The 19,938-nt window shown below is 36.7% G+C and carries 15 protein-coding genes; 10 read left to right on the top strand and 5 right to left on the bottom strand.

Translation table 11 applies throughout. The features are described from left to right. Positions 1 to 45: 45 nt before the first annotated feature. The 3 genes from AC4BBR_RS14770 to AC4BBR_RS14760 form a co-directional block, all read right to left on the bottom strand. The gene (locus AC4BBR_RS14770; protein ID WP_490460231.1) at positions 46 to 1,530 is read right to left on the bottom strand and encodes a transglutaminase TgpA family protein; all 1,485 of its coding nucleotides are present in this window, start codon (positions 1,528 to 1,530) and stop codon (positions 46 to 48) included. 663 nt (positions 1,531 to 2,193) lie between these two features. Further along, entirely contained in the window at positions 2,194 to 3,270 is a 1,077-nt protein-coding gene (locus AC4BBR_RS14765; RefSeq protein WP_490460230.1) for a DUF58 domain-containing protein, read from the bottom strand. Positions 3,271 to 3,272: 2 nt separating this feature from the next. Further along, positions 3,273 to 4,214: an AAA family ATPase gene (locus AC4BBR_RS14760; RefSeq protein ID WP_490460229.1), complete on the bottom strand. Its 942-nt coding sequence runs from the start codon at positions 4,212 to 4,214 to the stop codon at positions 3,273 to 3,275. A 423-nt stretch (positions 4,215 to 4,637) separates the two neighbouring features. Here AC4BBR_RS14760 and AC4BBR_RS14755 point away from each other — a divergent pair, with 423 nt between their 5' ends. The 3 genes from AC4BBR_RS14755 (at position 4,638) to queG (ending at position 8,763) form a co-directional block, all read left to right on the top strand. Beyond that, positions 4,638 to 6,125 carry a MucBP domain-containing protein gene (locus tag AC4BBR_RS14755; protein WP_490460228.1) on the top strand — a complete coding sequence of 496 codons (1,488 nt, stop codon included), beginning with the start codon at positions 4,638 to 4,640 and terminating at the stop codon, positions 6,123 to 6,125. 288 nt (positions 6,126 to 6,413) lie between these two features. Further along, positions 6,414 to 7,466 carry a zinc-binding alcohol dehydrogenase family protein gene (locus AC4BBR_RS14750; RefSeq protein WP_490460227.1) on the top strand — a complete coding sequence of 351 codons (1,053 nt, stop codon included), beginning with the start codon at positions 6,414 to 6,416 and terminating at the stop codon, positions 7,464 to 7,466. Positions 7,467 to 7,617: 151 nt separating this feature from the next. Continuing rightward, entirely contained in the window at positions 7,618 to 8,763 is a 1,146-nt protein-coding gene (gene queG, locus AC4BBR_RS14745; protein ID WP_490460226.1) for a tRNA epoxyqueuosine(34) reductase QueG, read from the top strand. A 160-nt stretch (positions 8,764 to 8,923) separates the two neighbouring features. Here the strand turns inward: queG and AC4BBR_RS14740 are convergent, their stop codons facing one another. Further along, positions 8,924 to 9,223, bottom strand: a complete 300-nt coding sequence (locus tag AC4BBR_RS14740) for a hypothetical protein (RefSeq protein ID WP_490460225.1) — start codon at positions 9,221 to 9,223, stop codon at positions 8,924 to 8,926. Positions 9,224 to 9,462: 239 nt separating this feature from the next. On the opposite strand from AC4BBR_RS14740, the gene AC4BBR_RS14735 reads away from it, so the two are divergent. The 4 genes from AC4BBR_RS14735 to AC4BBR_RS14720 all read left to right on the top strand — a co-directional run bounded on the left by AC4BBR_RS14735 (position 9,463) and on the right by AC4BBR_RS14720 (position 12,288). Beyond that, on the top strand, positions 9,463 to 10,164 hold the full coding sequence (locus AC4BBR_RS14735; RefSeq protein WP_490462135.1) for an NAD-dependent protein deacylase: 702 nt from the start codon (positions 9,463 to 9,465) through the stop codon (positions 10,162 to 10,164). A 15-nt stretch (positions 10,165 to 10,179) separates the two neighbouring features. Next, positions 10,180 to 11,019 carry a chorismate mutase gene (locus tag AC4BBR_RS14730; RefSeq protein WP_490460224.1) on the top strand — a complete coding sequence of 280 codons (840 nt, stop codon included), beginning with the start codon at positions 10,180 to 10,182 and terminating at the stop codon, positions 11,017 to 11,019. 21 nt (positions 11,020 to 11,040) lie between these two features. Then, on the top strand, positions 11,041 to 11,559 hold the full coding sequence (locus tag AC4BBR_RS14725; RefSeq protein ID WP_490460223.1) for a transcription repressor NadR: 519 nt from the start codon (positions 11,041 to 11,043) through the stop codon (positions 11,557 to 11,559). An 81-nt stretch (positions 11,560 to 11,640) separates the two neighbouring features. Further along, complete coding sequence (locus tag AC4BBR_RS14720; protein ID WP_490460222.1) at positions 11,641 to 12,288, top strand: hypothetical protein; 648 nt, start codon at positions 11,641 to 11,643, stop codon at positions 12,286 to 12,288. An 87-nt stretch (positions 12,289 to 12,375) separates the two neighbouring features. Here the strand turns inward: AC4BBR_RS14720 and AC4BBR_RS14715 are convergent, their stop codons facing one another. Next, positions 12,376 to 13,356, bottom strand: coding sequence for an L-lactate dehydrogenase (locus AC4BBR_RS14715; RefSeq protein ID WP_490460221.1), 981 nt, complete (start codon positions 13,354 to 13,356; stop codon positions 12,376 to 12,378). Between the two features lie 341 nt (positions 13,357 to 13,697). Between AC4BBR_RS14715 and pth the strand changes: the two genes are divergently transcribed. From pth to AC4BBR_RS14700, 3 genes are all read left to right on the top strand, one after another. After that, positions 13,698 to 14,264 (top strand): aminoacyl-tRNA hydrolase, encoded by a 567-nt coding sequence (gene pth, locus AC4BBR_RS14710; RefSeq protein WP_490460220.1) that lies wholly within the window; start codon positions 13,698 to 13,700, stop codon positions 14,262 to 14,264. A 42-nt stretch (positions 14,265 to 14,306) separates the two neighbouring features. Further along, positions 14,307 to 17,831 carry a transcription-repair coupling factor gene (gene mfd, locus AC4BBR_RS14705; protein WP_490462134.1) on the top strand — a complete coding sequence of 1,175 codons (3,525 nt, stop codon included), beginning with the start codon at positions 14,307 to 14,309 and terminating at the stop codon, positions 17,829 to 17,831. 519 nt (positions 17,832 to 18,350) lie between these two features. Further along, entirely contained in the window at positions 18,351 to 19,934 is a 1,584-nt protein-coding gene (locus tag AC4BBR_RS14700; RefSeq protein ID WP_490460219.1) for a putative polysaccharide biosynthesis protein, read from the top strand. The last annotated feature ends 4 nt before the right edge of the window (positions 19,935 to 19,938 follow it).

Here is a 19,938-nt window from a genome sequence, read left to right as displayed (position 1 = left end):
TAGGTGACTGGGTTGTAACTCATAGAGTTATGTCCCAGTCACTTTTCATTTTTTCTTCTTTTTCAAGTCTATCAATAATCGTGCCATATTCATTAATAATCCGACAAAATAATCACCTTCAAATTTCATTCCACCATACAAAGTATATTCATAGACGTCTGTTAACTGGATAAAACAGCCGTGGAACTGTGGGTAGTGATTTTCAAATCGTTTCGCATAAATAGTTAATGGTTCATTAACTTGCCGGGATAAAATTAGCTCTGCTTTGCGTAATACTATAATATAGGCATTAGTAAACTGCTTAGGAAGGATTTTTAAATAGAGACTAAAACAAAATAGGAAAAAGTATTTTTTCAAAAAGAAACTACAGAACACTAAGAAAATAACCAGTGAAACCAATACGATATTACGCAAAACAGGTGGTTGTTTAGTAATTACAAAATCTGGAGTCTCTCTTTTAGCTGAACTTTCGCCACTATTATAAGTAATTTCGGTTGTATTCGTTGTTTCAGTGGGAACAGTTGCCTCAACACTACTGCTGGCTTTCGCATTGTCTGACGTAGAAGGATTAGTAACAATAGGTTGACTCATATCATTTGTAAAACTAGGTGTCGGTTCAAAAGGAATCCAACCATACCCTTCAAAATAAACTTCTGGCCAAGAATGAGCATCGCTATTTCTAATGGTATATTCTTGATATTCTGAGTTATTACTATTCATGATTTCTCCCGAAGTGAATCCTTTTGTCCAACGACTGGAAATACCGATCGAACGTAGTAAAATAACCATAGCGCTAGAGAAATTATCACAGTAACCAATTTTTGATTCGAAAAGAAAATAGGCAACGTAATCCTCTTTTGGTGGTGTAAAAGGAGTGTCGATTTTTGAATAGCGATATCCACCATCTTGTTTTAGGTAACGTTCAATCGCTTTGACCTTATCATAAAGCGTTTTATGATTTTCCGTTAATGAAATTGCTAACGATTGAACACGTTTTGGAGTAGTTATTGGGACTTGGGTCATTAGTACATCTTGCGAATTTTTGGTTGAAACCTGTTGTAAAACACCTTGCGTAAAGCTAGGTTTTTGCCAAGTAAACTGGATAGTATCAGGTGCATCTAAGAGATTGAAACGTTGTTTATCTTTGATTTGTTCCGCTTTACCAATTTCGCTGAGTGGAATTGAACTATTACCATAAGGATAAGGTAAATATTCTTTAGGAGAATTAAAGGATAAAGTAATCGTGGATTCTATCTCCTGTATTTCCTGATATTCTGGATTTGTAGAAATAAGTAACGGATCACCTGAAATAGAACTGGCTTCTGAAGTGCTTTTCCAACCTTTTCCAGTGAAATAATTTTTAGTTTCTACTCGCCAGTAATGTGCGCTAGATTGTTTTGCAGTAAAAAGTACTGTGGGATCATCTGAGACAGGACCGCCTAATTGCGCATCATTTTCGCTAAATCCTACTTTAGAATCACCGTTCGAACCATAGGCTCCGATTTGTCGATAAAGCCCTTGTCGATTCATATAATTACGAATGCTTGTAGTCTGATTAAATAAAAAATTCTGTGGTTGAGGAAATAGAATAGGAAAAAAACAAGAAGCTCCTGCAAGTAAAAATAAAGTAATGAAAACAAGGTTCTTTTTTCTTTCCTAGAAATCAAATGAGGTGTCCGCTTCAATCCATAAAAAAAGATAGTGAAACTCGTGATCAAAATGATTTGACTTCCTAAATTTAAATGATTAAAAACCGATAGCATAAGCAAATAGACAATAAGCATGACGCTGCCGAATGCACAACGTTCATAGCGAATAAAAAGAACACATAGTAAGATCAACAAAAATAAAATAATAGACAAAGCCAAAAAATCAGGTAGATAATTAATTTTACTAGTAAGTATTTTTTGATACGTGCGAATAATGTTCTGTATAAAAATGCCAAACCAAGTAACTCCAAATTGTTGACCAAATGGAAAATAATAATAGAGAGTAAGTAGGTAACTAAGAATATAAAATGAAAAAATAATCAGATGCTCCTTGATAAGCAAGGTCATAAAACAAGTCAACGCCAGCATTCCTACAAAAAAAAGTGTTTTGGTTTGGGCCAAATCATAGGCTTTAAAAAAGGGGAGACTAGCAGTTACTAATATACAAAAACTCAGAAGTGCAAAAGGCCATTTTTCTTTTATTCTACTTATCAAGAATAGGACCTCCTTTATCGATAATGCTAACTTGATCTTTCCTATGTAGACAGAGTGTTTCATCATCAAATGTAATCAAAAAGATGTCATTTTTCTTTTTTAAATTATTTAGCTGTTCAGAGAGTTGGTTGGTTTTGCTTGGAGCAAAAACAACTATTTTTTTATTAGAAAAATCAGGTAAATAACATTCTTCTAGCAATGGAGTCGCTGCAGCTAGCGCATATTTTTGCGGTATAGAATCAGGGATTTCTGCCAGAATTGTTTGCTGGAAAGCGGACTTAGTTTCAACTAGGCAAACAAATGAATAGTAAATAGAGAGAAGCTCTTCAAAGTATTTATGAGACAAACCATAAAATAAGAAATGAATTTCTGTTTCAATTTCATGCTCATATTCTTTCACAATTAACTTATTTCTTTTACTAGATTGCTTCCAATCAACAGAACTAAACGAATCTCCTACCTGATAGTTACGGAAATTACGAATCGAAAATGTCTGATTACCAAAAAGGGGAGTGGAATTCGGCATAGATTTCACCAATTGCTGGTAAATCTCTTTAGCTAAAGCCAATCGTAATGCAGGCATGATTACAAAGGGACCTGCTAATGATAATTCAGCCTGTTTAGAAAACATAAAAAACATATCGGAGCTAGTAAGGACAAATGAATATTGTTGAAAAACACCTCTTTGTGTAGGTGTCCACTCAAAAGTTAATTTCTTTTTCTGACCAGAATAAAATGATAGGTATTGATTTTTCGCAACTGGTTGATTTTTAAGACCAATTGTTAACAGAGAAATTCTAAGCAACGTTGAACGTGAACGAAAGATTTCCAATTTGATCTTATTCGGGGAGTTCGCTGTATGTATTTTGCACTCCATTAATTGAATGTGTATTTTTTTTAACGATGGAATCAATGTAAAAAGATCCCATAACAATAGAAATGTCAAAAAGAAAAGTATTTGCCAACCAGTAGAGGTGTTAAAAATGATTGTATATAAAAAAACAGCAATGTAGAAAATGGCAATGCTTAGTATTAGCATGAAATTAATGACCATATATTGTCTCATAGCTATTTCCTAACCGGAACGGGTACTCGTCTTAGAATTTGTTCAAAAATCTCTTGTAAATGCTCAAAGGACGCTGTCTGTCCGTCTTTTAATAATAGGCGATGACCAAATGTTGCTGGTAAAATATGCTGTAAGTCACTTGGTGTGACGTAATGTCTTCCTTCGGTTAAAGCAAAAGCTTTCGCCGCTCGAATGAAAGCAACTGAACCGCGTGGGCTGATGCCAAGAGCGATTCCATCATGATTCCGAGTTGCGTGAACCAAGTGCAGTGCATATCTGGCTACTACTGAATCCACATAAATATTGTCAACAATTTTTTTTAAGCGACTGATTTCGGACGCATCTAAGATTTGCTGTACTAAATTCAGTTCGTGTCCCGTTTGGTTCAATATCAAATTCAGTTCATCGCTAAATTCAGGATAGCCGATATGAAGCTTAAATAAAAAACGATCTAGTTGTGCTTCGGGCAAAGGATAGGTTCCTTCATATTCCAGAGGATTCTGCGTAGCCAACACAAAAAAATGTTCATCCAATGGATATGTATGGTTGTCGATTGTTACATGGTTTTCAGACAAAGCTTCTAGCAAGGCAGCTTGAGTTTTAGGTGTGGTTCGATTGATTTCATCTGCTAATAACACCGTGGTAAATATAGGACCTTGATGAAACTCAAACATTTGAGAAGTAGAATTGTAAATAGAAACGCCTAAAATATCACTAGGAAGTAAATCAGGTGTAAATTGAATTCGGTTAAATGCACCATGTGTTGCACTAGCTAAAGTTTTGACCATCATTGTTTTTCCAACACCTGGAATATCTTCGAATAAAACATGTCCGCCAGCTAAGAAAGCTGTAACAGTTAATTGAAGGATTTCCCGTTTTCCTAAAATAACTTTTTCCATTTCATCAAGTAACAGGTTGATTTTTTCGTGGGCTAATTCAATCATATTGTATGTTCTCCTTACTTTGAAACGCTGTGCCAACATTCATAGACTATTCAGCGAAAATTAAATAACGACTGTATTTATTTATTGTATAGATAACGTTCCTTCGGTGCAAGATATCATAAGAGTTTCTTAAGATAATGACCAAGAAAATATTTAAGAAGAGTTTTTTTGAATCATTCTCTAATCAAAAAAAGCAAAAGTTGATACTATTTTTTATCTAAAAGATCACAGTGAGTACGCTATTTTTAGAAGATAAGGCTTACAAAAGTAATCGTAAAAATATGAGAGTTACATTGTGAAATTCTCATAATTTTTATTAATAGTAGAAATATGTGAGAATTTCGATGCTCAGGTTGTGATATTCTTAAATATAAGAATGCGCTTTAACATTCTTTTAAAATTAATTTGAAAGAGGGATCTAGGATGAAAAAATCATTAAAAGGGATTGTTTTAGCTTCACTGATCAGTACTCAAATTTTAGCTGGGCCAATTTCTGCTTTGGCAGTCATCGCTGAAACGACTGAAAATAGTGAACAAGTTGAGCCTCAGAAAACAGAGGAACAGACTGGGGAAGCTGTTGTTCCTGATGCGACAGAAGAAAATAAAAAAGAAACAGCCGTAGATGAGGCGCAAAATCAAGAAGAGACTCCAGGTGCAACATTAACAGAAGAAACTGAAACACCAGTCACAGAGAATGCATCAGAGGTGCCGATTACTCCGGCAGTAGAAACGCCAGTCACACCAACTGCAAGTGAAGAAAAAATGCAAGCAGTTAGAGAAGCAATCGCTAATGCACAAACAGTACTTGATAACGGCACATATACAGCTGAAACAGCGATTCCGCTTCAAGCAGCGATGTCTGCAGCTACAGCATTATTAAGCCAAACGGATGTAACGGATGAACAACTTGATGCTGCGATAGCTGATATTAATGGAAAAGTTGCCAGCTTAGTGAAGGCTGAGGTTGAATTAAGTTTTGTAGGAAATTTAGTGATGGCAATCAATGAAGCAACTAAAATTATCAACAATACAGATGAATTTAAAGATATATACACACCTGCGTCTGTTGCAGCAAAAAAAGCTAGTATACAAACAGCTGTAGATGCTGGGAAAAATGTTTTAGCAGCAGTTGTTGATGCACAAGGTAAGATCGTTCCAGAAGTAGCGGCGAACAATAGAGATGAAATCATTGCAGCCGCTGAAGCGATTATTGCAGCGATTAATAACGGTAATGGATTAGTTCGTAGAGATCATTTAGTAGAAATTTTACAAGAAGCGAGCCGATTAGAAGGAGCAAAAGTAGCTTCTGATTCAGATAAAGCAGATTTTGAAGCTGCTCTTAAACAGGTGACAAATGCGATGGAGAATGCATTAACAGATGCAGAAGCTGACGCAGCCGTGAGCGCATTGAGAGTCGCAATGGATAATTTACGTCTAGTAGTCGTTGTATCAGCGGTAGATGAAGATGGTAATTTGATTATGAATCAAGCAGATACTTTGTTGAGTGGACTATACAAAACAGCGTGGAAGGCTGAGCCACCAGTTGTAGAAGGGTATGAATATGTTTCTTCAAATAATGACTCTGTTACGTTTTCCAGAACATCCGGTCAAGTAGTGTCAGGAACATTCGGTGATGGCACAAATGACGTAACCTTTGTATATAGAAAATCGGTAGCTAGATTTGAACCACCGTATGTACCGGCACCAAAAGAACCAGCTGATAAAATCAATCAACCTGATAAGCTTGGTATAACAAATAATTTGGTGAATAACACAAAAAATAACACGTATCACTCAAAGAAAAATTTACCTCGTACCGGTGAGGAAACTAGCTCAATGGCTAGCTTTGGCTTAATGGCAGTAGTAGCAAGTACATTAGTATTTTTCAAAAAAAGAAAAATTGAAGAATAATTTATTTTAGAACGAAGTAAAAATTCAACTCAAAGAAAGAAGTTAGGATAGAAGAATTTAACTCCGAGAACCAAGTAGGTACTGTATTGCATCAACTCGTACCTCATTGTGTTTTACAGCAATAAGAGGGAGTGGCTTCTGCTATCAACGCTTGTTCTGATTCATTGAGGCTGGGATGTGACTCTAAGAGTTATGTCCTAGTTTCTTTTTTTATAAGACAAATAAATTTCAATCTTAATAGATTTGGTTCATACTTATCAAGTGCGAAGCTAGAAGGAGGAAGAACAAATGTATGAAAATAACCAAATGAACGTTATCGGTTTTTTTGAAGGATTACCAATTAGAAATGAAGCGAGTTTTATAGATGAATATAGGTTAATTCCGACACCTGATTCGCAAGACATTCTTGTAAAAGTCAAAGCTGTTTCTGTAAATCCTGTAGATACTAAATTGAGACAAATGACAAAAAAACAAAAGCAATTAAAAATTTTAGGCTTTGATGGCGTTGGAGAAGTTGTTTCTATTGGTAAAAATGTTAAAAAATTTGCTGTTGGTGATCGTGTTTTTTATGCTGGGACGACAAGACGAGCAGGTAGTAACCAAGAATTCCAATTAGTGAACGAAGAAATTGCAGCTTTAGCTCCGAGTAATTTGAGTGACGAAGCAGCAGCATCGTTACCGTTGACAGCTTTAACAGCTTATGAATTGCTATTTGAAAAATTTGATTTGATTCCAAAAGAAAAGGCTAATCAAGGAAAAACCATTTTAGTGGTTAATGGAGCAGGCGGTGTAGGATCAATTTTAAACCAACTTGCTCATTGGGCTGGGATGACTGTTTATGCTACGTCTAGCCCAGAAAATTTTGACTGGTTAAAAAAAGTCGGTGTATCTTATCCTCTTGATTACCATCAAGATCTTAAATTGAGCTTAGCCCAATCAAATACGCACACAATTGACTATGCAGCTGTTTTATTTAATATTATTCCCTATTTTGATACCATAGCGGATCTTGTCAAACCCTTTGGACATGTAGGTACAATCGTTGGTCTAGATGAAAAACTAGATATTAGCCGTTTGAAAAATAAATCTATTAGCTTTGATTTTGAGTACATGTTTGCTAAAACAGATTTTGATTACGAAATCGATTCGCAAGGAAAAGCTTTGGCTTTGATTAGCCAACTTGCAGAAGAAGGAAAAATAGTGGCAACCGTCGGAAAAACATATTCAGATGGAATAAACGCAGAGAATTTGAAAAAGGCCACTGCAGATGTAGAGGCAGGTCATATGAGGGGGAAAGTTGTTGTCAGTGGACCGTTTACTGGAAATAGCAAACGTCTATGAGCAAGTTACAAAACAAGCAAAAGGGTGACAAGTTTTTAACGAGTAGATTATAATAAAGTGAGCGGAATGAACTGAAGGTATATTATAGCTACTCGGTTCTTGAGGTTGAATTCTTCTGTCCCGACCTTTTTCAAAATAAGGAGTACATAAAATGACGTTAAAGCAAAAAATCATAGAGGAAAGTAAGCATTTAGGAATTGATAAAATCGGTTTTGCTTCGGCTGAACCTTTTTATGAGTTAGAAAATTCATTAAAAGAACAGAGAGATCGAGGATACAACTCAGGTTTTGAACACCAAGTGATTGAAGAACGAATTTACCCGGAAAAAACATTTGAAAATCCCAAAACGATTATTTCTATTGCCTTAGCTTACCCAACTAAAATCGAAGAAAAGGTGCCACGAGATGAAAAACGAGGAATGTTTGCCAGAGCGTCTTGGGGGATTGATTATCACGATGTTTTGCGAGATCGATTGGCAAAATTGATTGACTTTATTCAGTCACAAGCTCAAAATTTAGAGGGATCAGGCGAATGGCGCTTTGCACCTCAAGTGGATACTGGAGAATTGGTTGACGTTGCAGTTGCGCAACGTGCTGGCTTAGGGTTTATCGGGAGAAACGGGTTGTTGATCACAGAAGAGTTTGGTTCTTTTGTTTATTTAGGAGAGATTGTAACCAACATTGATTTTGAAATAGATACGCCTATTCCTTTTGGTTGTGGGGATTGTACTCGTTGCGTTACAGCATGTCCTACTCAAGCACTCTTAGGAGACGGCAGTATGAACGCTAAAAAATGTTTATCTTATCAAACCCAAACCAAAGATATGATGCCGGAAGAATACCGAAGGAAAATGCATAATGTAATTTATGGTTGTGATATTTGTCAATTGGTTTGTCCTTATAACAAAGGAAAGGATTTTCATTTCCATAAAGAAATGGAGCCTGACGTTGAGACTGTATACCCTAAGTTAAAACCAATATTAAGCTTGTCAAACAAAGAATTTAAAACCCAATTTGGACATCTCTCTGGTTCTTGGCGAGGGAAAAAACCGTTACAAAGAAATGCGTTGATTGCTTTAGCAAATTTGGGTGACCGTAGTGCATTACCGGAACTATTAGTTTGTGCAAAAGAAGATGTTCGGCCTGTAATCAGAGGAACAGCTGCTTGGGCGATCGGTAAATTAGGGAATAAGGAAGCCGGAAAATGGCTCGCTATTTTAACTGAGTTGTTGGAGGTAGAGCCAGAAGTAGAAGTACTTGCAGAAATACAAAATGCGATCAAGCAATTGAAAAAATAATAGAGAAAAAAGGCCGAGATAAAAGCGTTTAGCTCTGATACATGATACATTGATGTGATCGGAACGGAGTGTAGTCTGCTTTTTTCTCGCCGTTTATTCAGATTTAGAGCGCGGGACAAAACTGATTTTTAGTTTTGTTCCGCGCTTTTTGATAATAAAATTAAACTTTAGCAGCTTCTTTAGGTTCGCGGCCTAAAATAGCTTGTAAGACTGTTAAGACACCATATGAAGCTAAAATTGTGTAGATCAAGCTAGAATATGTTGAAATATCAAAATCCCATGTTTTATAAATAACTAAAACAATAGCCAAAACAATAGCTGCAAGAACATTAAAGAATGCGAAAGCCCAAAGATTTCCGTTTTCTTTACGTGAAAGATAATAGATTGAAAACCATAAACTTAATACGCCCCAAGCGATGCAGACCAAAATAGCTGCCCAATAAATAATAAATGCTACCACGAAGTTTCACCTCACTTTTATACATTAAGTATTCTATCACGTTCTCTTTTGTTTGTCATGAAAAGACCGTGAAAAACTGACATTCTCAAAAGCTTCCCACTTGATTTTGACGTCTATATATTTGTTTGCGAATTGTGTTTCAATTGAGTAGAATAAGTTATTTCTTTTCCAGTTTATGTGAATATTTTTTCTCTCGACTCCTTATTTACGCTATAATAAACCTAATAGGAGATGAAATGATGCAAATTATTGATGAACAAAAAACTGTAAACCTGATCGAGCAAGCTGAAAAAATTACATTCTTAACGGGTGCAGGTATTTCGACTGCTTCCGGTGTACCTGATTATCGCTCGCTTTCTGGGATTTATCGTGGCGTTGAACGACCTGAATATTTGTTAAGCCGTTCATGCATGCTAGAAGAACCAGAGAAATTTTATTCATTTGTAAAAACCTTGTATCATCCTAAGGCAAAACCGAATATTATTCATTCGAAAATTGTAGCATTAGAAGAAGCCAAGGACGTGTGGATTATTTCTCAAAATATCGATGGGCTTCATGCGGCGGCAGGAACAAAGCATTTGATTAATTTTCATGGTAATTTGTATGATTGTTATTGCAGAAACTGCGGACAAAAAGTTTCTGTGAAAACATATTTATTATCAGATCGCCATAATCAATGCAGTGGGCAAATTCGTCCTAACATCGTATTGTATGAAGAAGAATTAGATGAAAAGTCAATTGCTGTATCAATTGAAGCTGTTTCTAAGGCAGAACTAATTGTGATTGCAGGGACAAGTTTTCAAGTGCATCCATTTTGTGACTTGATCCATTATGCAGCAGATACCGCAAAAATTTTAGTGATCAACCAAACCGCAGTTCAATTAAATAAAGATGCTTACTTTTTTAAACAAGATGCAGTAAAGGTCTTCGAAAATATTTAACAGAGGAGTTTTAATATGGAGGAAATAAAATCAGAACGACAAAAAATGATTGATGGTGAACTTTATTTTGCTGGCGATCCAGAACTAGCAACAGCACGCAAATTTGCGAGAGAACAAATGAAATTGATCAATAAAGAAGAAGACAGTCAAATTCGCCGTCAATTAGTAGAGGAGACATTTGGAACAACTGGGACCGGCAGCTACATTGAACCATCAATCAGTTTTGATTACGGGTTTAATATTCATGTTGGGAAAAATTTCTATGCCAATTTCAACAGTATTTTTCTAGATATATGCCCAATTACGATTGGGGACAACTGTATGTTTGGACCGAATGCCCAATTGTACTCTGCTACGCACCCGTTACATCCAGTTAAACGAAATAGCGGGTTGGAATATGGTAAACCAATTACTATAGGAGACAATGTTTGGATTGGTGGTGGTGCTGTAATCACGCCCGGTGTAACTTTAGGGAATAACGTTGTAGTGGCGGCTGGGTCTGTCGTAACAAAATCATTTCCTGATAATTGTGTAATTGGCGGAAATCCAGCGAAAATTATCAAAGAAATCAAACTAGACGAAAAACGATCGCCACTTATGATTCAGCGTGACAAGATTAATGCAGTAGATAAACAAATCGTTGCTTTGTTAGAAGAACGAATGGAAGTAGTCAAAGCAATCGCTACGATTAAAGAGACATCAGAGCAGCCAATTCTAGATGTTTCAAGAGAACAAGAAGTCTTAGCGGAAATCGACACATACGTAGTGAACGATCAATACAAAGAAACAATCAAAGAAACCTATCAAGGGATTATGGATGCTTCGAAGAGGTTCCAGCAAAAGCAAATGGACTAAGAGGCGACAGGAGGAATTTTGATGGATGGTATTAAAAGACGAGCAGCAATTTTACTGGAATTAGAATCATCAGATAAACCTATGAGTGCCAGTCGCTTTGCAAAAGAATTCAAGGTCAGTCGCCAAATTGTGGTTGGAGATGTGGCACTGTTAAGAGCCGCAGGTTACGAAATTAAAGCAACAGCTAGAGGCTATGTGCTTGAGTCTGAAAAAGACAAGCAAGGCATCGTCCGAAAAATAGTTTGCCAGCATACGCCTGAGCAAACTGAAGATGAATTACTGACGATTGTTTCTTTAGGTGGCGAAGTGCTGGATGTGGTGGTTGAACATCCGATTTACGGGGAGTTAACCGGAGGGCTGCATATACGCACAGAAAAAGAAGTGAAAGCGTTTGTTAAAGCATATGAAAAAAGCAGTGCCTCGTTATTATCTGAGCTAACTGGCGGTATTCATTTACATACAATTCGTTGTGAAAATGAAGACACACTTAACGGTATCAAAGAAGCATTAACACAAAAAAGTATTTTGTATAGAGGCTAATAGTCTGAGTTAGCGTTTTTCTAGCCATTTATTTTGGTGCGGAAAGTTGTAAAGAAAATTAAGGAGACTGTAAAAAAAAATATGAAAAGGGCTGTAATAATTTGTTTAGGAATGTTTTTATTATTGGCGGGATGTTCAAAAGGTAAAACGAAAGAAGCTCATACTAGTACAAGTGAAAGCAAGGGCAGCAGAAATAGTTCGGTTAGTCAAACGACAGCGCAAAGTCCAAGTAGTTCTACTCTATCTACAACAAGCCAATCATCTGAACATTCAAATCCCCAAGAAACGTCACCCTCAGATGGAAATAAACATTATCCCTATGAAGTATCGCTGAATGAGATAAAAGCAGAAGGTGTATTTACAAGAAACGGGATGAATATTCCTCAAATAATCGAATGGACATTTGAAGAGGAGACTCGAGGAATAGCTTCCTTTATCAATAAGGGACCAGAACGAGAGTTTGTGACGAGCTATGAAATCTCGTATCAGCTAACGCCCACAAAACCAATCCGTATTTTTTCTGCAGAGACGAATGAAATACGGACAGTACAAGTGAATACAGAGCTAGTACTGGGAGATCGGCTGTTCAGTGATCAAGGTCTTGATATGTCTGGCAATCTATATGTTTTTATGAATAAAAGTGGCAGTTTGTCATTAGCGACACCGAATTATGCTGGAAATGTTGAAGAAAAAGACTCAGATGTTATGTTAGAGTATTTGTTAAGGTAAGTAGAGAAGGTAAAATAGACCTTTAACAAAAAGAGCTTTATCAGAAATCAAAATGACGTCTGATAAAGCTTTTCTACTGTCTTTTTCTTAATTATCCTCTGCTTCAAATTTTTCAAAAGCAGATTTAATCACGTCTTTCAGTGCATTAGCAGAAGCATTCATACGATCCATTTCAGAATCTGTTAATGGAATTTCAATCACTTGCTTGATTCCTTGACGATTGATTACGGCAGGAGCACCGATGTAGATATCATTTTGTCCATACTCGCCATCTAAGTAAACAGATAGTGGGAAGACTGAATCTTCATCATCTAAAATCGCTTTTGTGATTCTAGCTAAAGCAGCAGCGATTCCGTAGAATGTCGCTCCTTTTTTTTCAATAATTGAATAAGCGGCATCTCTTACGTTAAAGAACAGGTTAACCATTGCTTCTTCATCAACATCAGGATTGTTTTTGACCCATTCATAAATTTGTAATCCAGCAACATTGGCATGAGACCAAACTGGAAATTCAGTATCTCCATGTTCGCCCAAAATATACGCATGGACATTACGAGCATCTACATCAACTAACTCAGCGATTGCTTGACGGAAACGAGCAGAATCAAGAGAAGTTCCAGAACCTATAACGCGTTCTTTTGGAAATCCAGAGAATTTCCATGTAGAATAAGTTAAAATATCAACTGGATTAGCTGCAACTAAGAAAATACCATTGAAGCCAGAATCAACGATTGCAGTAACGATTTGTTTGTTGATCTTCAAATTTTTATGAACCAAATCGATTCTTGTTTCGCCAGGTTTTTGTGCAGCACCTGCAGTCAATACGACAAGATCAGCATCATGACAATCGTCATAGGTAGCTGCATAAATCTTTTTGGGAGAAGTAAATGCCAAAGCATGAGACAAATCAGCGGCATCTCCTTCGGTTTTCTTTATATCTATATCAATAATACCAACTTCTTGCGCAATATTTTGAGTGACTAAGGCAAAAGCATAACTAGATCCGACAGCGCCATCTCCAACTAAAATTACTTTTTGGTGGTCTTTGTTCCCAACTGCTGCAGTCATGTGTATCATTCCTTTCTAATAATTGTTTTATCACAATGATAATACCACCGTTTGTGAGTTTTGTCACGTTTTTTGTTTATGTAAAATAATACAGTTTTTAAGGGTGTTTCATAGGGGGGTCCTTCATGTGTGATTGTTCACTAGTTGTGATTTTTTTTCCTATTAAACGGAATAAATTAAGCTTATGGCTTTTTTAAGAATATTAATGAGACGGCAATCACATGTTTTATGGTATAATTATAAAAAAACTGGGCAAGGGATCCCCCTGCCCAGATATTTTGTGTTGAAGAATGGATAAATGATGGGAAAAAATACCTCTTAAATTAAGGAGAATTAAATAAATGAAAATGATTGTCGGATTAGGTAATCCAGGAAGTAAATACAAAGAAACAAAACATAATATCGGGTTTATTACGGTGGATGAAATCGCTCATCGGTACAATGCTAGTTTTAATAGAAGCCAGTTTGAAGCAGATATCGCTGAATTTTTTATAGGAACAGAAAAAATCATGTTGGTCAAACCGCTGACCTTTATGAATGAGTCCGGTCGATCGGTGGGTCCGTTAATGACATATTATGGTGTGAAAGATACAGAAATGATCGCTATTTATGATGATCTAGATTTAGAAATTGGTAAGATTCGTTTACGTGAAAAAGGGAGTGCTGGTGGACATAATGGCATGAAAAGCTTGATTGCTCACTTAGGAACAAATGTGTTTCCAAGAATCAAAGTTGGTATTGGTCGTCCGATTGGCAGTAATACAGTCATTCATCATGTATTGACAGGTTTCCCAAAAGAAAAACACGAAGAAATTTTGCTAGCAGTGAAAAGCGCCGCAGACGCAGCGATCTATGCGTGCGAAGGTCATACCTTTGTTGATACCATGAATCAGTTTAATGGAAAATAAGTAGAATAGAAAATATAGAAGGAGGAGCTTGTTTTGAACATCATTGAACGAATTGGTGGAAGTGAACTAGCCAAGGATTGGCAAAAACAACTAACCGGAAATACTCGCCAGCTAATCACAGGACTAGCCGGTTCTGCTAAAACATTGGTCATGGCTGGTGGCTTTAAAGAAAAAAATAAAAAAATCGTTGTAACTGTTCCAAATCTTTATTATGGTAATCAGCTAGTTGAAGATTTTCGTAATATTTTATCGGATGAAGAAGTGTATCTATTTCCTGTGGATGAAGTGCTGTCTGCTGAAATGGCCTTTTCTTCACCCGAAGCTAGAGCAGAAAGAGTAGCGGCGCTTAATTTTCTTTTAACAGACAATGCTGGGATCATCGTTGTTCCAGTAGCGGGTTTAAGAAAATATTTACCGAGTAAACAAACATGGGAACAAGCGCAGCTACATTGGGAAATTGGTGGAGAAATCGAACTGGATACCTTGGCGCAACACCTAGTTTTGATGGGCTATGAGCGTCAATCTTTAGTTGGTAAACCGGGTGATTTTAGTGTTCGTGGGAGTATCGTCGATGTCTATCCATTGAACTCTGAATATCCAGTCAGAGCAGAATTATTCGATATTGAAATTGATTCTCTACGTTATTTTGAAGCAGATACCCAACGCTCTGTAAGTGGGATTGAATCTGTGACACTTTCTCCTATGACAGATCTTGTATTTTCAAAAGAAGACTTAAACCATGGCGAAAAAGAACTAACTAAAGCTCTAGAAAAAAGAGTGGCAATTGCCAAAGATGCTGCTGAAAAAGATTTTCTTCAGGAGTACTTTGGTCAGTTGTCAACCTCTTGGAGTCAAGGAATTCCTACCGATACGGCTCATTATTATACGGATCTTTTATATGAAACAAAAACGACTTTGCTAGATTATTTATCGGAAGACAGCTTAGTTTTTGTGGATGATTATGCGCGGATTTTAGAAGCAGAGCGCGAAATCATTCGTGAAGAAAATGAATGGCAAGTGCTTAAATTAGAAGAAATGCGTGTTTTTCCAGAGCAGACTTTTGGTTTGGCGTTTCATGAACAAGTAAGGAAAATGACTTTTGCGACAACATTCTTTTCTTTATTTCAAAAAGGCATGGGCAATCTACGTTTTCAAGCGATTCATAATTTTCAATATCGTTCGATGCAGCAGTTCTTCGGTCAAATGCCATTATTAAAAACGGAAATGGATCGCTGGCAAAAACAAGATCAGACCGTTGTTGTTTTTGTACCAACGAGAGAACGCAGTCGAAAAGTCGAAGAGTTGTTTCGTGATTTTGATATAACAAGCGTGACCGCTTCTGCCGATAAACTAATAGAAGGAAAAATCCAAATCGTTGAAGGAGCATTACAATCCGGTTTTGAATTACCTGTGGAAAAAATCGTAGCCATCACGGAAAAAGAAATTTTCCACACCACAACGAAAAAACGAGCACGACGTCAAACAGTTTCCAATGCAGAACGATTAAAAAGCTATAGTGATCTAAAAAATGGGGATTATGTCGTTCATGCCAATCATGGTATAGGTAAATATATTGGGATGCAAACACTAGAAGTTGATGGCGTCCACCAAGACTATATCACGATATTATATCAAAATGATGACAAGTTATTTATTCCAGTCACGCAACTTAACCTGATTCAAAAGTTCGTAGCTTCTGAGGCGAAATCACCGAAAGTTAATAAATTAGGTGGCAGTGAATGGAGTAAGACGAAACGGAAAGTCACATCAAAAATTGAAGACATCGCCGACGATTTGATCCAACTTTATGCTTCAAGAGAATCAGAAAAAGGCTATGCTTTTCCGCCAGACGATGCCTATCAGAAGGAATTTGAAGATGCATTTCCATATAGTGAAACAGATGATCAATTGCGTAGTACAGCTGAAATTAAACACGATATGGAAAAAACACGACCAATGGATCGACTGCTAGTTGGTGATGTAGGTTATGGAAAAACGGAAGTGGCTTTACGGGCTGCTTTTAAAGCCATTAACAATAACAAACAAGTTGCTTTTTTAGTTCCAACAACCATCTTAGCTCAGCAACATTATGAGACTATGATGGATCGTTTTGAAGGTTTTCCTGTAGAAGTTGGATTATTAAGTCGTTTTAGAACGAAAAAGCAGCAAAATGAAACAATCGAAAAGATCAAGCATGGCCAAGTAGATATCGTCATCGGAACCCATCGTTTACTTTCTCAAGATGTAAATTTTAGTGATCTGGGTTTACTTGTGATCGATGAAGAGCAACGGTTTGGCGTAAAGCATAAGGAGCGCTTGAAACAATTAAGAGCGCAAGTCGATGTTTTAACACTGACCGCGACGCCGATTCCTAGAACACTTCACATGTCGATGCTTGGGGTACGTGATCTTTCAGTGATTGAAACCCCACCAGAAAATCGTTATCCAATTCAAACGTATGTCATGGAAAATAATCCAGGAGCAATCAGAGAAGCGATCGAAAGAGAAATGGCTCGTGACGGACAAGTTTTTTATCTCTATAATCGTGTAGATACAATCGAACAAAAAGTTGAAGAACTCCAAGCACTTGTTCCAGATGCTAGAATTGCTTACGCGCATGGTCAGATGACTGAGGTTCAATTAGAAAATACTCTATTTGATTTTATTGAACGTCAATATGATGTTTTAGTTACGACTACGATTATTGAAACAGGTGTAGATATTCCAAATGCAAACACTCTGTTTGTAGAAAATGCCGATTATATGGGCTTATCTACGTTGTATCAATTACGTGGAAGGGTCGGTCGAAGTAATCGAGTCGCATATGCTTATTTTATGTATGAACAGCAAAAGATTCTAAATGAAGTTAGCGAAAAGCGTTTAGAAGCAATCAAAGATTTTACTGAACTAGGGTCAGGATTCAAAATTGCGATGCGAGATTTATCCATTCGTGGAGCAGGAAATCTATTAGGTGCACAACAACATGGGTTTATCGATTCTGTCGGTTTTGATATGTATTCTCAAATGCTTTCAGAAGCGGTTGCTCGCAAACAAGGGAAAAATATCCAAGATCAAAAAACATCTGTTGAGATTGACTTGGGCATTGATGCTTATTTACCAACGAGTTATATTTCAGATGAGCGTCAAAAAATTGAAATTTACAAACGGATTCGTCAGTTAGAAAATATGGATATGTATGATGAACTAGAAGCCGACTTGCTTGATCGTTTTGGAGAATACCCAGATGAAGTGGCTCATTTACTAACGACAGGACAAATCAAAATGGACGGCGATCGTGCATTGATTGAAATAATCCGTAAAAGACAGCAAGAAATTACATTTACGTTAAGTAAAATCGGTACAAAAACATACAATGTAGAGCAAATTTTTGAAGCATTATCTCACACTCAGCTAAAAGCGGATCTTGCTGTAGAGAATGAAAAAATGTCTGTTCGATTAAAAGTACCTAAAGATATGAGAGAAGCTGCTTGGTTACAAGAAGTAGCGTTATTTACAACAGCATTAAGACAAGAAAAGTATAAGACAATAGCAGTTGAAGAAGAATGAACGGATATGCTTTTGAGCTTACCTAGCTTCATGAGCCAGTCGCTCGGGAAAAAGATGAGATAAGAATGTGACAAAAAGTGTCATCCTCGTATTTTTCTGATTTTCAGTCGAGGTTAAACGAGCCTGTTACGCTTTTAAACTTATCTAGCTTCACAGGCTAGCTCTTCGGGAAAAAGATAAAAATAGAGTGAGGTAAAAAGCACCTCAATCGATTTTTCCTATTTTCCAGTCAGAACTAAACGAGCCTGTTACACTTTTAAACTTATCTAGCTTCACAGGCTAGCTCTTCGGGAAAAGATAAAAATAGAGTGAGGTAAAAAGCACCTCAATCGATTTTTCCTATTTTCCAGTCAGAACTAAACGAGCCTGTTACGCTTTTAAACTTATCTAGCTTCACAGGCTAGCTCTTCGGGGAAAAGATAAAAATAGAGTGAGGTAAAAAGCACCTCAATCGATTTTTCCTATTTTCCAGTCAGAACTAAACGAGCCTGTTACGCTTTTAAAATAGGAGGTCAACGAATGGCACACAAAGAAATGCGGTCTATGATGCAAGGGGCAGCTATTTTAACTATCGCATCGTTTATTGCTAAAGTGCTGAGTGCGGTTTATCGGGTGCCTTTTCAAAACTTAGTTGGAGACGAAGGGTTCTATGTTTATCAACAGGTGTATCCAATTTATGGCATTGCAATGACTCTAGCATTGTCAGGGTTGCCGCAGTTTATTTCAAAAATTGTAGCAGAACAACCAGACATTAGTGATCAGAAACAAGTTTTGCAAAAACTCTTTCCTTTTGTCTCGATGATTGCTGGTTTGTGTTGGGCATTTTTCTTTTTGGGGAGTCATGAAATTGCTTTTATGATGGGAGATGATCAACTAGCACCGTTGATTCAAGTTGTTTCGTTTACGTTCTTATTGGTTCCCGTATTGTCATTTTACCGTGGGAATTTTCAAGGACATTTGTTGATGGTGCCAAGTGCAGTTTCTCAAGTAGCGGAACAAATTGTTCGAGTGGGTGTGATTTTGATTGTAGCGTATTCCTTTAGCCGATGTGGTTTATCTGTCTATCAAACAGGGACGTTCGCTATGGTGGGCGCCTTATTAGGCGGTATTGTTGCTACAGGTATTCTTCGGTATTACGATTGGAAAATACGTGTAGGTAGCTCAGCATATCTTACTCAGTGGAAAGTTGAAAAAGGCTCAGGGAGATTATTTGGGCGCTTACTAGTAGAAGGTGGGATTGTCTCTTTATATAGTGCATTTTTAATTTTTTTTCAATTAATTGATTCTTTTTTAGTTAAAAATACATTAGTTGCATCAGGAATTAGTGATTCTGCAGCCAAAATCGATAAAGGGGTTTATGATCGTGGTCAACCTCTAGTTCAATTGGGTTTAGTTGTTGCTTTAGCATTGAGTTCAAGTTTTTTACCTGCGTTAACAAAATATTTTATGAATCAAGAAAAAGGTCGCTTTTTACAAGTCGCTAAAATATTTTTACGCTTAACAACTGCTATGGCTACAGCGGCTTCTATGGGATTACTATTGTTATTGCCGTATATAAATTTTGCTTTATTCAAAGATTATCAGGGAAGCGGAGTTCTAGGCGTATATGTTTGTTCGATTATTTTTATGACAGCTATTCAGGCGTATCAAAGCATTTTACAAAGTCGAAATCAATTTTTCACATCTATGTTTTCAGCGGGAATGGGTTTACTAGTTAAATTATTTTTAACAAGTTTTTTGACGTTTAGATGGGGAACGCTTGGAGCAAGTATTTCAACAATTGTAGGGTTAATATCTACCTTGTTTTTATTGATACTTTTTTCAAAACGAGAAATTAATCGTTTTATTGTAGAAAATAATTTTTTTAGAAAATTAACGATCAGTTTAGGAATAATGGGAATTGTGTTACTCTGTTATCAAGGTCTTATTGGAGGCCTATTGGGAACAATCGAACATCGTGGACTGGCTTTGATCCTTGCGATAATCGGTGTTTTAATTGGTGGAACAACATTTATTTTTAGTATCATAAAAATACAATTATTTACAATTCGGGAATGGTTATCATTACCGTTTGGAGCGAAAATATTAAGAAGGAAGAGGTAAGGAT

The organism is Enterococcus sp. AMC1251, from assembly GCF_058216535.1.
This window is presented reverse-complemented; position numbering and strand designations above follow the sequence as displayed.

Excerpts from the sequence above, each read along its gene's own strand:
- AC4BBR_RS14770 (WP_490460231.1), bottom strand. The coding sequence starts at position 1,530 with ATGAATCGACAAGGGCTTTATCGACAAATCGGAGCCTATGGTTCGAAC.
- AC4BBR_RS14765 (WP_490460230.1), bottom strand. The coding sequence starts at position 3,270 with ATGAGACAATATATGGTCATTAATTTCATGCTAATACTAAGCATTGCC.
- AC4BBR_RS14760 (WP_490460229.1), bottom strand. The coding sequence starts at position 4,214 with ATGATTGAATTAGCCCACGAAAAAATCAACCTGTTACTTGATGAAATG.
- AC4BBR_RS14755 (WP_490460228.1), top strand. The coding sequence starts at position 4,638 with ATGAAAAAATCATTAAAAGGGATTGTTTTAGCTTCACTGATCAGTACT.
- AC4BBR_RS14750 (WP_490460227.1), top strand. The coding sequence starts at position 6,414 with ATGTATGAAAATAACCAAATGAACGTTATCGGTTTTTTTGAAGGATTA.
- queG (WP_490460226.1), top strand. The coding sequence starts at position 7,618 with ATGACGTTAAAGCAAAAAATCATAGAGGAAAGTAAGCATTTAGGAATT.
- AC4BBR_RS14735 (WP_490462135.1), top strand. The coding sequence starts at position 9,463 with ATGCAAATTATTGATGAACAAAAAACTGTAAACCTGATCGAGCAAGCT.
- AC4BBR_RS14730 (WP_490460224.1), top strand. The coding sequence starts at position 10,180 with ATGGAGGAAATAAAATCAGAACGACAAAAAATGATTGATGGTGAACTT.
- AC4BBR_RS14725 (WP_490460223.1), top strand. The coding sequence starts at position 11,041 with ATGGATGGTATTAAAAGACGAGCAGCAATTTTACTGGAATTAGAATCA.
- AC4BBR_RS14720 (WP_490460222.1), top strand. The coding sequence starts at position 11,641 with ATGAAAAGGGCTGTAATAATTTGTTTAGGAATGTTTTTATTATTGGCG.
- AC4BBR_RS14715 (WP_490460221.1), bottom strand. The coding sequence starts at position 13,356 with ATGACTGCAGCAGTTGGGAACAAAGACCACCAAAAAGTAATTTTAGTT.
- pth (WP_490460220.1), top strand. The coding sequence starts at position 13,698 with ATGAAAATGATTGTCGGATTAGGTAATCCAGGAAGTAAATACAAAGAA.
- AC4BBR_RS14700 (WP_490460219.1), top strand. The coding sequence starts at position 18,351 with ATGGCACACAAAGAAATGCGGTCTATGATGCAAGGGGCAGCTATTTTA.